Genomic DNA, 14,459 nt, shown 5'->3' on the forward strand with positions numbered 1-14,459 from the left:
TTAAAAGAATAATCAACTTTTTATCAGGATAATTTTTTCTAATTGAATTTGCAATATCTTTTAGTAATGTTGTTTTACCTACTTTAGGCGGCGCTACTATTAATCCACGTTGCCCAAATCCAATCGGCGCTACTAGATCTACAAATCTTGTAGATAGTTTCTCCTTTGTAGTCTCTAAAACAATTTTTTGATTTGGATAAATTGGTGTTAATGCTTGGAAATGAGCTCTGCCCTTTGCAACCTCTGCATCAATATCATTGACCTTATCTACCTGTAATATACCTGCAAATCTTTCACCTTCACGTGGTTTACGAACTTTACCAAAGACTTCATCACCTTTTTTTAGCTCAAAACGACGAATTTGAGAAGCAGAAATATAAATGTCCGTTTCCCCTTTTTTATAATCAACAGTTCTTAGGAATCCAAAACCATTTTCTGGATGAATATCATCTAAAATACCAGAAGCATAGTAATGCTCTTCACTTACTGATTGTTTTTCTAAAATTGCTAAAACCAATTCTTTTTTATTTAATGTATAATACCTTGGAACACCAAGTTCTTTCGCTAAAGCTGTAAGTTCTTTAGTATTCATACTTTTATACATTTCATCAAATTTTACGTTGCTCATTTTTATCCTTTCTATATATATTTCAAAAAATCTACTATGAAACAACTCTAACTACTCTTACTAAAAATTTAAAGTAGATAAGAACTTGAAACAATATCCTGTAATTGAAATTGTCTCTAAGCTCTTACTCTGTTCTATTAAAATTTCACTTCTAACTATTACCTATATGCGTTTATCTCTTACTAAGTACTACAACTGCTGATAAAATAAAACAAGCTCCTATTAAATCAACTACGCCAAATGTTGTTCCTAACAACAAGAAAGAAAAAATAATAGCAGCTATTGGCTCAAAACAACCTATTATACTCCCAGTAACAGCTCCAATTAATCTTATTCCTTCTAAATATAGTGAAAATGACATAATAGTTCCTACTATAATCACACCAGCCATACAAAGAAAATCCATAAGTGAGAAGTTTTCAGGAATATAATTGCTTCCTGTCCCAAAATAAACAACGATACCTGCAATTAGTAATCCCCACGCCATAATCGGCATTACTCCATATTTTTTAGTTAGGTTTATTGAAGAAATATTGTAACTCGCTAAACCTATAGCTGAGAAAATTCCCCAAAACAATCCTAACATGGAAATATTTAACTTACTAAAATCTAAATGTGTCGCCATCAGCACTGTTCCAAACAACGATGTCACAATAGCAACTACCTCTGTTACCATCGGAAGTCTTCTGCCTACTACACAATAATACGCCATTATCATTACTGGTCCTGTATATTGTAAAACTGTTGCCATTCCCGCATTAGTATACTTAATTGCTAAAAAATATGTCCCCTGACAAATTAATAATCCCAAAAATGAAAAATTCAATAATCTCAAAATATCTTTTTTATCTGAAAATACATTCATCAGGCTTTTCTTATCTTTTAAGAATAAAATAATTACTAGAACTATACCTGAATAAAATAGTCTATTGGAAATTACCCATGTAGAATCTATCTTAGAAATATTAAGTAAATACTCCCCTAATACTCCAGATAATCCCCAACAAGTAGCACCTAGCAAAGTAAGGGTTGCTCCTTTTTTTATCGCACTTTTTTCCATTACTTCTCTCCTAGTGGTCAAATAATTTAAGACTAGAACTTACAATCCTATCAGATTTTTCTATAACATCATTATAATTTTCATCTTTTGATAATAAGATACTTGTAAATAGTGTAATCATATTATTTTGAGCTACCATCATATTTCCGCATGTATAAAACTTAGCATCTAAATTATTAGTAATATACCCGAATGGAGAATACCAAAATCCATAGCCTACGTTGTAATTGTCATCAAGAAACTTTTCCGCAACACTCTCAGGATATCCTTTTATAATAGGCATTGGATACAATAAACTCAGCGCCTTTATTGCTTTTTCAGAATCCTCTACCCTTGAATTTAAAACAGAATAAACATCTAATTTTTTCCCCATTAAAGTTTTATCATCATACACATTAAATTCACAGTCAAAATGAGAGTCAAAACTATTCTTATATTCTTGAATAATTTCTTTTTCATCAAACATGATTGAATAATCATTATTAAACAAATTCTCTTTTTTCAAATAGAGCTGTGCTTTCAAATCATCATCCGTATAATCCAACGATATCAAAGGATTTGTCGTAACAAATACACTTTTTTTTGACTCAAATGCTATAAAATATCTATTTTTACTTAGAAGATACTTTGTTATTGCTCCCAATGAAGTATTATTCTCTAATAATATTAAATTTTTTCTTGATAATACGATACGTTTTAGTTCTTCTTTTTCAATTTTAAGAAGAGCGGTCCTAATGTTTTCTTGCCAAAGCTCTGGATAAATTTCTCTAACTACTGATATTTTCGGCTCATTTGATATTTCATTTTTATCATCGAGTTTATTTAAAAATGAAATTCTCTCAGACCATAATTCCGCGAATTCTTTTTCTTCTTTCATATTAAAGAACATAGTGATATATACGTCTTCATCTTTAAAAACTGCAAGTATTCCCGGAACAACAAATGAAGTATCACTAAAGTCGACCCATTCTTGGCTATTTCTGTTTTTACCATCTGAGACTCCACCATATATACCAAAATACTCAGAATCATGCTCGTCTATTTCTAAAAATGTAACCTGAGCTTTTAATTCTTCAAAACCAGATAAGACGCTACTATTATCAAAACTCGTTAAAAAATCGTTAGAATCCAACAACCACGTTGCTTCGTACCCTATTCCTATTATAGAAGATTTCGTATCTGGTGTCCTTATAATAAATCTCTCTCCTTTTTTAGGAGAAAACAAACTAATAAATTGGTCTTCAGTAAATGTCTTCTTCAATTTGAATTTTACAACAAGTTTATCATCAAGAACTGTATCGCTAAAATCATAGTCTATAATTCTCTGATAATCATTCATACTATATTACCTATCCTTTTTTAGCTCCTCATTTTGAAGTCTTTCTTCACGTTCTTTAATTTCTAATTTTTTTTGTCTTTGTTTAATTAATCTATTTACTTCTTCTTCAGATTTATAACTAGCTTCTTTATCTGTAAAAATAAATAAATTCTTATGATTATTTAAGACTGATAACACAGTTTTATTTTCTGAGTCCTCATTTTCAAATAATTCTGCAATATACTGTCTTTTATCTTTTCCTAAAACAACAACAAATAAATTTCTAGCAGACATCAGGTTCTCATAACCTATACTGATCAGCTTATTACCCGTGATTTCCATACCCGCTTCTTGTAGTTGAGCTTTTTCTCCATCTGAAAATTCAACAATATGAAGATCTTTATTTACCTCATCAGCATAACGATAATCTAATATTCCCCCATCAGAACCTAAAAATACTACCGCAACATCGATAGGATTCTCTCCAAGCACTTCTTTATAGTTATTAAGTTCCTCTTGACTCTCATTGCTGTTTAGCGTCTGTGGATAATAGATATTCTTCGTTTCAACATCAATTTTTTTAAATAATTCATGTCTTGCATATCTATATAACCCAAATTTTTCCTCAATATCAATATCAGCAAACTCTCTTTGCCCCAACATTATAACGTGTTTATAACGATATTTCCCAGTTTTATTATCATCAATCATTCTATTAGTAAACTGAGTATTTATTATATTTTCTGGTAAACAAATAACTGCCCCATCCTCAATATTTTTTTCAAATTCATCATACATTCTATTCAAAACTGCAGTTTCACTATTACAAACTATATATTTCACGTTTTCACCTCCAAATTTTATTATTCAAATTTAATTCCTATTATACCACAATTAACTCTTACTAACAACGTACTAAGTTTTTATTCAACTTCAATCAGCCTTGATAATACATACGAATAAACATATGTTTTAATATTTTCTAATTGATAATAATCTTCAACTGCTTCTTTATAAATTCTCAGTTGTTCTTTATGTCTATCTTTTAAAATATTCTCTCCAGTTTTAGCTGTAACATAATCGGTTTTATAATCCACAATTATTGCTTCTTTATTAGAAACACGAATAAACAAGTCAACAACACCTTGTAAAATTACAGCTATTTCACTATCACTGTCCTTATATAATTCTTTAGCTTTTTTAGATGTTGTAAATGCTATTTCTGTCTGACAAAATTCTGCAGACAAAATAGTATTCATTAATTCACTATTTACAAAATTCTCAATTTTTTCTAAGTCATCCTCATTATTTATAATATCGAATTCCTCAACTGTCAAAATTCTGTTTTCTTTAATATTTTGAAATAGATTATCTGTTTTCTTTAAGTTATTAACATACTCTCTAACTTCTAGAATTTCTATACCTGCTCTAATATCATTAACAATCTTCTCAAATAACTTATGTATAATATTACCTCTTAAAATTGCCTTACTAGATGAATTTGTACTTTTTAAAGTTGTAAATTCTAAATAGCCACGCTTTTCTTTCTTTTGTATAAAAGTACTATTGTCTGTATTGATTTTTTTCAAAGCACTATAAGATGTTTTGGCTGGAAATATTTTATCCCTAACATTTACTTTATCATTTTCATCTTTATTCTGTTGTTTCATTTCAAAACTCTTATAAAAGTCTTCTAAATCAAATTTAAACTCCGCTTCAATTTCTTTATAAAATGGTTCAGTTTCATACCCTTCAAATTTTGCATCACGTTCATTTTCATAATCAAAACCAGCTTCGTATTCACTTAAAAGATTATTTAAAATCTTTTCAAAATTATCATCTTCAATAAGAGCTTGAGATAAAGTTTTATCTTTAGCTTTATCATTATTTAATTCAACACCATTAGGACTTACGATAAATAAAGTATTTTTTGCACGTGTTAGCGCAACATATAAATTTCGAACTTCTTCTTCTCTTTCTCGTAGTTTAATCAAAATACTATTATAATTATACAATCTATTTAGCTTTTCAACATTAGAGCATCTATATCCTAACCTTTCACATATATTATCTACATTAATACTTAAACCAAAGTTTTCTGTAAATAATGCTTCGCCCGTATATCCTCTTTTACTAAACGAAGTATCTAAATCTGCTACAAAAACTTCTTTATACTCTAATCCCTTAGAAATATGAATGGTAGACAATGTTACACTGTCATTTGGAGTTCTTTTTTTCGTTTCAAAAACTTCTTCACTTTTTATTGTTTTTAATTGACTAACTAACCCTGATAACTTATTATCCATTCTTTGATATTCATTTACAATATCAACAAAATTCTCAAAATAATCTAACTCTTCATCATCTACACTTATTGTTACTAAATAATTTCTAAAATCTATATCACTTTCTATGCAGTCTAATAAATTCGGAAGAGAGTTATTCAAACTAAAGTTTAACCATTTTTTTATTTGATTCTCAGTTTTGTTGTCTTTCTCAGTTTTACTATTTTGTAATTTTTCAAAAAAACTTTTACCTTTTTGTAGTGATAATTGTAATAATTCATCATTGCTATAATCAAAAATTTCAGTATGTAAAATTGCTAATAAACTTGCATCTCTATTTGTATTGTCCAAGAAATTTAACATATTATACAATATATTAAAACAAGTAGATTCTGTAAAACCAACTTTTTCTTTGAAAAATAGAGGTATATTGTATTTACTAAAAATTTCTTTAAAACTATTCATTTTAGTGCTATTTCTAACCAAAATAGCATAATCACTATATTTTTTACCGTTTTTTACACCATTTAATATTTCACAAGCAATATTTTCTATCGATTGTTCTCTATAATTTTTTTTATCCTCTATAACGTTTCCTGTAAAATAATTAGTTTTACCATTTATGAATTTAGTAGAAATTATTTCATGTTCTTTGTTTTCTTTTGCTTTAGGATAATATAAAGCACTGTCTTCATCATAACTTACGCCTGCATTCTTATTTCCCATCAATCTATTAAAAATAAAGTTACTGCATTTCAAGATATTCTCATCACTTCTGAAGTTTTCTTTTAAGACTATACAAATACCCTCTGAATCACTTTCAAATGAATATTCATTCTCTATATTATAATTATCAATTACTAACTTCTTATAACTATTGTATTTTTGTTCAAAAAGATCTGGATTAGATCCTCTGAAACCATAAATCGCTTGTTTAACATCACCCACTCTGAAGAAATAAACATTTTCTCCCCTAATCAAATTCAATATATACTCTTGAAGGTTGTTATTATCTTGATATTCATCTACATATATCTCTAAAAAATAATTTCTATAATAATGTGCTGCTTCACTAAAAACTATCTTACCATCCTCTTCTTTAGTTAACGCCTTGATTGCAAGATGATTCAAGTCAGAAAAGTCTAAGAAATTATTTTCACGTTTTCTTTTTATAAAATCATTATGTACTTGCTTCAACACCGCTGTTATCAATGTAGATAATAACTTCATTTTTTCAAGTAGCTTAAAATAATTACAATAATCTAATAAGTCATTATAGATACTATTTAACAACGATGCATCAAATACATTATTTTCTACTTCTAATTGTGCGTTAAGATTAGATATGATTAATTCAATTTCTTCCAATTTTTCCTGATTACTCTTATGAACTTCATCTTCTTGTAAATATTTAACAATTTTTTCTTTCTTGTCATAATCTAAATTAACAAGTGATAAAACATCTAACTGTGAATCCACCAATGTCTCTTCTAAGTATTTTTTGATAGATATACTAAAATCTAAGGCCTTAGAAATGTTTTTCACTTCTGTCAAATTTTCAATTCTTTCAAATTCGTCTACTATATCATTCTTATTAAAAGCAAATTTTTCTAATACCATAGAATTAAATTTTATAAAATCATTATTTAAATAACTTAAAAAATTTGGTATAGTTAATAGTTTATAATATACATCCATTAAAAAAGAACTAATATTTTGTTTAGAACCAAATATTGCAAACAACAAATCTGATCCATCAGAATCTTCTTGTACTAATCTTTCAAGAACACTACCTATTGTATCAATTAATAGTCCCTTACTATTTGCAAGGATACTAAAATTAGGGGATAAATACTTAATTTGGCTATCAATTTCTTCCTCAACTAAATAATAAAACTTCTTCAATATATTTAAGCAAAAACTATCAATAGTGCTAACATAGGCATCATTCATCAACATTCTTTGTTTTCTTAAATATAATAAATCTTCCTCTTTGTTTGTCGATAGTAATCGTTCACTAATTTTATCTTCAATTCTAACAATCATATTCTTCGCAGCAGCAGTTGTGAACGTTAAAACCAAAAGTCTATCTATATCCCATCTATCTGTTGCTACTTTTCTCGCTATTCTTTCTGAAAGTACCTCTGTTTTCCCGCTTCCTGCCGCTGCTGCAACAAGTATATCTGCCCCGGTTATAGAAATCGCCTGCCATTGCGGTGGTGTTGGTGGATATTTTCTAGAAGCTGCTATACTATCAATTTTTTCTATTCTTATCATATATTCATCCTCAAATTTAACTTTTTTAATCACCTTATATTTTAACATACTTTAAGCAATATGGTATAATGTTTTAAGATAACAATACGCTTATTAAAAAATTAAACTTAACAGGTGAAAATAATGAATCGAAAAATTTTGACACTAGCCCCTTTTATCATAGCTAGTTCAATAATAACACAAAACAAAAATTTAAAAGTAACAAAAACCTCTCTTAATTTCAATACTTTACCACCCGGTTTTGACAATTTCAAAATTGCTCAAGTAAGTGATATTCACTGTAACAAAGTTGGTTCTAGTGATCTTACATTTATAAACAAAATAAAAAAATTCTCACCAGATATTATAGTTATTACCGGTGATTTACTAGATAGTTACAACAATGACATGGATATTGCATACAATATACTTTGTCAACTTTCTGTAATTTCTCAATGCTATTTTGTTTCTGGTAATCATGAATTAAGACTTCCTGAAGAATATGAAAAATTAAAAGAGATACTAAATAAATTAAATATAATTAACTTAAACAATAGCTCAATATTATTAGAAAAATATAGTGAATCTATTAATCTAGTTGGGGTGGAAGACTATAATTATTTTAAAAATGAAGATAATTTAAATCATAAAGCAAACTTTAAGAAAACATTAGAAACTCTACACTTGGCTAATCATTTTAATATTTTATTATCCCATCGACCTGAGAAATTTCCAATGTATATAGAAGCCAATTATGATTTAATTTTTTCAGGGCATGCACACGGTGGACAATGGAGAATTCCATTTTTAGGTGGAATTTTTTCTCCTAGTCAAGGTTTTTTCCCAAAATATACTAGCGGAAAATATATACAAAATGATTCAACACTTATTGTATCTCGTGGCCTTGGGAACAGTTCATTTCCTATAAGAATAAATAACAGAATAGAATTAGTTTTAGTAACATTAAAAAGAAAAACTCAAAAATCGTGATTTACTTAAAATCCGATTTTGAGTTTTTTAAATACTAAAAATATAGTTTCTCAAATTTTTCTATTTTTTCTTCAAAATCTTGGAGAGCTAATTCGATTGCTTCTGGTTTAGACATATCTACACCTGCATTTTTTAGAACTTCGATTGGATAATTAGAATTTCCTTTTGAAAGGAATTCATCAATATAAATCTTAGCATTGTTACTATCTTTTAAAATTAGTTTAGATAGAGCTTGCGCAGCAGAATATCCCGTTGCATATTGATATACATAGTAATTATAATAGAAATGCGGAACTCTTGACCACTCATATTTTATATCCTCATCATAAGTAAACACATCTCCATAGTATTTTTTAACTAAGTTGAAATATTCATTATTTAAATAATTCGCTGTTATTGCCCCACCATTTTGAAGATGTTGATTTATAGTATGCTCAAACTCTGCAAATTGTGTTTGTCTATAAACTGTGCCTACAAATCCACTTAGCGCTTGGTTAAGAACACGTAACATACCATTTTTATTTCCTTCTTTTTCAAATTTATTATAAAGATATTCTGTTAACAATGCTTCATTACATGTTGACGCTACTTCTGCTACAAATATTGAATAACTTCCATAAACATATGGTTGATTTTTTCGAGTATAGAATGAATGCATTGAGTGTCCAAGCTCATGAATTAAAGTATATACATCATTTAATGTCCCATCAAAATTCAATAATACAAATGGTTTAGTCGTATATCCTCCCCATGAATAGGCTCCTGAACGCTTTCCTTTATTTGGATAAATATCAATCCAACGTTCAGTAAATGCTTTTCTCATATCATTTACATACTCTTCTCCCATTGGTTTCACCGCTTCTAAAACTATATCACGAGCCTCTTCGAATGTAAATTTAATAGGCTCTCCCTCTACCATCGAAACACCTCTATCATACAATCTAAAATCGTCAAATCCTTTTACTTTTTTATGAAGTTCATAATATTTTTGTAAAGCCGGAATTTTTTTATTCACTACCGACACTAAATTATCATATACTTCTTCTGGAATTAAATTATTAGATAGTGCATTATTACGAGTTGACGAGTATTTGTATACATCTGCATAATATTTTTTTCTTTTTAGATTTCCACCAAGGGTTGCAGCTAGAGTATTGTTATGCTTTTTAAAATAATCATATAATGCATGAAAAGTGTTTTTTCTTAAAATTCTATCTGTACTTTCCATGTATGTACCATAGGTACCATGAGTTAAAGTATGTTTATTCCCATCTTTATCTTCAACAGCTTCGAATTCAACATCAGCATTATTTAATGCTGCAAAAGTTTCATCACTCGCACTAAGCGCCTCTCCAGCCATAGCTATAATTTTCTCTTGTTCTGGATCTAAAGTATGCGGGCGCTTTTTATTAAGTTTTTCAAGTTCAAACTTATACACTTTTAATTCTTCTAATTCGTCTACATACCCCAACAGTACATCTTCTTCAATCGAAAGCAGCTCTGGTTTTAAAAATGACCATTCAGCATAAAATCTAGAACTTAAATTTCTTGTTTTTGCATATAATTCAGCATAAAGCGGATCAGTACTATCTTGGTCTTTTTTTAAAGATGAATAAATTGATAACTGTTCAACTTTCAACATCGATTCTTCTTCAACTTTAAATACTTCTAAAAGACCTTTAGCGCCTTCCAATACTTTTCCTTTATAATTTTTTATCTTAGGAATAAACGCTTCTACTTCACTAAATTGATTCCAGAAATCATCATTTGTTTTGAAAATTGATTCCAAGTCCCATGTATTTTCTACTTTTTGGTTTTTCCTCAATAATTCTACCATATTTTTTCTCCTTATATTGCATACATAGCTTTAATTATAACACACATTCTACTAATTTATTAACTAATATCTTAAAAACTAAAGTGAATTTTCAGAAAATAATTGATAAATAATTTATTTTTCATTTATTAAATGGTCATAGTACTCATGACCTATAAAAATTTCACGGCTTTTATAAAATCCATATCCTTCATACAATTTTCTCGCTCTATTATTTGATTGTGCTACATTTAAACTCAGTACGTTTTGATCATTATTAACAAATTCTGTCAATAGCTTACTTCCTATACCTTTACCTCTAACATCAGAAAAGACATATAAAGTATCTAAGTAAAATTCCTCCTCTAACACTTCATCATAATCAAAAATAATTGTATCTTTATTTAATTCAAAATGATTTACTACTTCATTAAACCAAAAATTTTTCATTTTTATAACTTCATCATAATGATATGAGAATGAAAATCCTTGTATAGCTCCCTCATTTTCATAAACCGTACAATTTTTATAACTAAATCTGTCTTCTTCTGATAAAAATACAAATTTAAGGACTTCTCGAAGTTTTTCTTCTGAACAATAGCTCAATATATCTAGTTCTAAAGATTCAATAAATTCCTGCAGTCCGTCTATTACTCTAATATCTTCTTGCGTCGCTTTTCTAATCATAACTTTCTATACTCTATTAAAATTTTATTCCACTTCCCCGACATTTGCATATCTTGCAAATGATGGCTCATAATTTCGAACTTTAAATCCTAGTTCTTCCAATATAACTGCTACATATGATGCACGTACCCCAGTTGTACAATAAGTAATTTGAAGTTTATTTTTGTCTAAACCTTTTTCAGTTACGTATTTTTCTAATTCTTCTCTAGATTTTAAGAATCCATTATTATCAACTAATGTATTGAATGGTAATGAAATTGCGCCAGGAATATGACCAGCTTTATTTTCACCATAAATTACACGTCCGTTATATTCAACTTCTAATCTAGTGTCTATTACTTGAACACCTTCACTACCTACTTTCGATAATAATTCATCTGTAAATATAGCTTTATCATTTTGAGTTGCTTCATTACGAACTACATCACTAACATCAATTCTATCAAATGATGGTTCATAATTTTTATTAAATCCTAGCTTTTCAACTTGTTTGAATCCACCATCGATAAACTTAACGTTATTTAATCCTGCATACTTAAATGTATACAGAACGCGCACCTCATCTCCAAATCCTTGTTCTGGCATTGTAAAACCATATACTAGAACTTCAGAATCATCATTAATTCCTAATTTAGTAAAAATTTGTAGGTAATTTTCTTTAGATAATAATTTCCCTAATTCTTCTCCTCCAAACTCTCCTAATAAACTTATATCCGTCCAGTCGACAACTACTGCTTTGTCATACATTAAAGAACCTTCTTCTAACATACTTCCTCTAGCATCAATAACTACAACTTTGTCATTAGATCTATTTTGTAATAAATACTCAGCATCAACTAATTTTTCAAAATCAAATTGTGTCATAAGTACCCCTCCTTAAAATTTAATTACCTATTTATTATATCATAAATTCTATTGTAAAAATATAATTTAGATATCTATCATTCAATATGAATAATATTTTTAAAAAAACTAAAGTTTACACAACTTTCCCAAATATTTTTTAATCCTCGTAAATCGTAAACACTATGCACTAGAACACAACAAAAGTTCGAAAGTAGAATTTGGTGAGAAATATAATAAACTTAATGAAACTGATAGTGATGGTTCAACACTACGCTCTTCAGCTAGTCAATTTGTTAAAGAAGCAAATGATCTAACATTCCCAATCGAATTCTCTAATGCTAAATATAACAAAGTAGATTTTGAAAAATATGCACATAAAACAACTGAATCAACTGAAAATACTACAACTAAAACAGAAGAAAACACTGAAAATAATAATGATAAAAATACAGACAATCAATCTAACAGCGAAGTAAGTACTCCTAAAGAAGAAAACAATACAACAGATAATAAAAAAGTAGACCTTACTCCTGAAGAAACTGCTAAAGTTAACTTACTTGCAGGAATTTTTAAACTTTCTCCAGATTCATTAAATATCATTGAAACACCATATGGAAAAGCGGTGAACTTCTCACTAGGTAAAAAAACTGAAACTATATTAATTAGTGATATCGATAGATTTCTAGCCCTAGTAGCAGATGCTAAACCTAAAGAAACTCCAACTGAAAATGAAAATAGTACGACTCTTAACTCAGAAAAAGAAGTTTCTGACAATGAAGAAACTACAAGTTCAAATAAAAACAACACAGAAAAAGAAACAACAACAAACAATACACTTGAAGAAAATTAGGATAATTACTAAAAAACACTTGACAACAAAGCTTAACATGGAGTAAAATTAGTTTAATTAAATATATATAATTTGATAATAGACATGTTTTAATCTAAAAACATTTCCAGAGAGAGTACAGTGCTGAAAGTACTTATTGTTTATTTTAAAATTCTACTATTAGTAACATCAAATTAAATTTCAAGAATCTTTTAAGATTGAATTTGGGTGGAACCACGGTATAGAAATTAATCGTCCCTTGCGTCAAAGACGTAAGGGATTTTTTATTTTATAAACAAATTCAAGTTTAAAAATATATATACAAAAGGAGAATAAAAAAATGTTAGATATTAAATTATTTAGAGCAAACCCTGAAATGGTAAAAGAAAAATTAGCAGCTAGAAACTTAGAAACAGATGTAGTTGATTTACTTATAGATTTAGACAAAAAACGTCGTGAACTTCTTGTTCAAGTTGAAGATTTAAAAGCTCTTCGTAACAAAAAAAGTGAAGAAATTGCTATTTTAAAAAGAAAACGTGAAGATGCTTCAGATGTAATTGCTGATATGAAACACGTATCTGATGAAATCACTGCTCGTGACATCGAAGTAAAACAAATCGCTGAAGAAATTAACGAAAAAATCATTAGAATACCGAATCTTATTTCTGATGAAACTCCTATCGGACAAGATGAAGATGAAAACATCGAAGTTCGTCGAATCGGACAAGTAAGAGAATTTGATTTTGAACCAAAAGCTCACTGGGATTTAGTTGAAGAATTAGATATTGCTGACTTTGAACGTGCTGCAAAAATCTCTGGAAGTAGATTTGTATTCTACAAAAAAGCTGGAGCAATGCTTGAACGTGCTTTAATAAACTTTATGATTGATACTCACGTAGTTGAACACGGATATGAAGAATTTATGGTACCTCAATTAGTTAATAGAACTGCATTATTTGGAACTGGACAATTCCCTAAATTCGTTGAGGATGTTTATACAGTTGAATCTGAAGGTTTAACACTTATCCCTACTGCTGAAGTACCATTAACAAACTACTACAATGGAGAAATTTTAACTGAAGATATGTTACCAAAAGGTGTTACTGCATTCAGTATCTGCTTTAGATCAGAAGCTGGAAGTGCTGGACGCGATACTCGTGGATTAATTCGTCTTCACCAATTTAACAAAGTAGAAATGGTGCGTTTTGCTAAACCCGAAAATTCATATGAACAATTAGAAATCATGACAGGTCATGCTGAAAATATTCTTAAAAAATTAAACTTGCCTTATCGTGTAATTACTTTATGTTCTGGAGACACTGGATTCTCAAGCGCTAAAACATACGACATCGAAGTTTGGTTACCAAGTTATAATGCATATAAAGAAATCAGTTCTTGTTCAAACTGTACAGATTTCCAAGCTCGTCGTGCAAATATGCGTTTCAAACGTGAAGATACTGGAAAAGTTGAATTTATCCACACATTAAATGGTTCTGGATTAGCAGTTGGGCGCTGTTTAGCTGCAATAATTGAAAACTATCAAAATGAAGATGGTTCTATCACAGTTCCAGAAGTTCTACGTCCATACATGCGTGGAATCACAAAAATCGAAAGAGATTAACCCAAAAGTCCTAAATTTTAAAAAAGTGTATATGATAACTCATAGACGCAGTAGTTTATTAATATCTAAATTCACTTTATAAAAGCCTTTTAGATATCTAATAAACTTTGCGGGGGAGACCCG

General features: G+C 28.8%; 12 protein-coding genes. 3 read left to right on the forward strand and 9 right to left on the reverse strand.

Translation table 11 applies throughout. From position 1 onward, the window contains the following. From RWS90_RS02590 to RWS90_RS02610, 5 genes are all read right to left on the reverse strand, one after another. The coding region (locus tag RWS90_RS02590; RefSeq protein ID WP_314548419.1) for a Rho termination factor N-terminal domain-containing protein at nucleotides 1-628 on the reverse strand (628 nt) is incomplete at its 3' end. 172 nt (nucleotides 629-800) lie between these two features. Continuing rightward, complete coding sequence (locus tag RWS90_RS02595) at nucleotides 801-1,688, reverse strand: DMT family transporter (protein ID WP_314548420.1); 888 nt, start codon at nucleotides 1,686-1,688, stop codon at nucleotides 801-803. Between the two features lie 10 nt (nucleotides 1,689-1,698). Further along, nucleotides 1,699-3,027 (reverse strand): hypothetical protein, encoded by a 1,329-nt coding sequence (locus tag RWS90_RS02600; protein WP_314548421.1) that lies wholly within the window; start codon nucleotides 3,025-3,027, stop codon nucleotides 1,699-1,701. 6 nt (nucleotides 3,028-3,033) lie between these two features. Next, nucleotides 3,034-3,849 carry a glucosamine-6-phosphate isomerase gene (locus RWS90_RS02605; RefSeq protein ID WP_314548422.1) on the reverse strand — a complete coding sequence of 272 codons (816 nt, stop codon included), beginning with the start codon at nucleotides 3,847-3,849 and terminating at the stop codon, nucleotides 3,034-3,036. 80 nt (nucleotides 3,850-3,929) lie between these two features. Then, the gene (locus tag RWS90_RS02610; RefSeq protein ID WP_314548423.1) at nucleotides 3,930-7,568 is read right to left on the reverse strand and encodes a UvrD-helicase domain-containing protein; all 3,639 of its coding nucleotides are present in this window, start codon (nucleotides 7,566-7,568) and stop codon (nucleotides 3,930-3,932) included. A 123-nt stretch (nucleotides 7,569-7,691) separates the two neighbouring features. On the opposite strand from RWS90_RS02610, the gene RWS90_RS02615 reads away from it, so the two are divergent. Continuing rightward, nucleotides 7,692-8,537, forward strand: coding sequence for a metallophosphoesterase (locus RWS90_RS02615; protein WP_314548424.1), 846 nt, complete (start codon nucleotides 7,692-7,694; stop codon nucleotides 8,535-8,537). 34 nt (nucleotides 8,538-8,571) lie between these two features. Here RWS90_RS02615 and pepF read toward each other — a convergent pair whose 3' ends face one another. The 4 genes from pepF to RWS90_RS02635 form a co-directional block, all read right to left on the reverse strand. Further along, entirely contained in the window at nucleotides 8,572-10,374 is a 1,803-nt protein-coding gene (gene pepF, locus RWS90_RS02620) for an oligoendopeptidase F (protein ID WP_314548426.1), read from the reverse strand. A gap of 114 nt (nucleotides 10,375-10,488) precedes the next feature. After that, entirely contained in the window at nucleotides 10,489-11,040 is a 552-nt protein-coding gene (locus RWS90_RS02625; RefSeq protein ID WP_314548427.1) for a GNAT family N-acetyltransferase, read from the reverse strand. A gap of 24 nt (nucleotides 11,041-11,064) precedes the next feature. Next, the gene (locus RWS90_RS02630; RefSeq protein WP_314548428.1) at nucleotides 11,065-11,904 is read right to left on the reverse strand and encodes a rhodanese-like domain-containing protein; all 840 of its coding nucleotides are present in this window, start codon (nucleotides 11,902-11,904) and stop codon (nucleotides 11,065-11,067) included. Nucleotides 11,905-12,342: 438 nt separating this feature from the next. Next, a complete protein-coding gene (locus tag RWS90_RS02635; protein WP_314548429.1) occupies nucleotides 12,343-12,486 on the reverse strand; it encodes a hypothetical protein in 144 nt (47 codons plus the stop codon). Between the two features lie 22 nt (nucleotides 12,487-12,508). On the opposite strand from RWS90_RS02635, the gene RWS90_RS02640 reads away from it, so the two are divergent. After that, the gene (locus RWS90_RS02640; protein ID WP_314548430.1) at nucleotides 12,509-12,736 is read left to right on the forward strand and encodes a hypothetical protein; all 228 of its coding nucleotides are present in this window, start codon (nucleotides 12,509-12,511) and stop codon (nucleotides 12,734-12,736) included. Between the two features lie 319 nt (nucleotides 12,737-13,055). Next, on the forward strand, nucleotides 13,056-14,336 hold the full coding sequence (gene serS, locus RWS90_RS02645; protein WP_314548432.1) for a serine--tRNA ligase: 1,281 nt from the start codon (nucleotides 13,056-13,058) through the stop codon (nucleotides 14,334-14,336). Nucleotides 14,337-14,459: the final 123 nt, after the last annotated feature.

Source organism: uncultured Gemella sp., from assembly GCF_963529685.1.
Classification (GTDB): domain Bacteria; phylum Bacillota; class Bacilli; order Staphylococcales; family Gemellaceae; genus Gemella.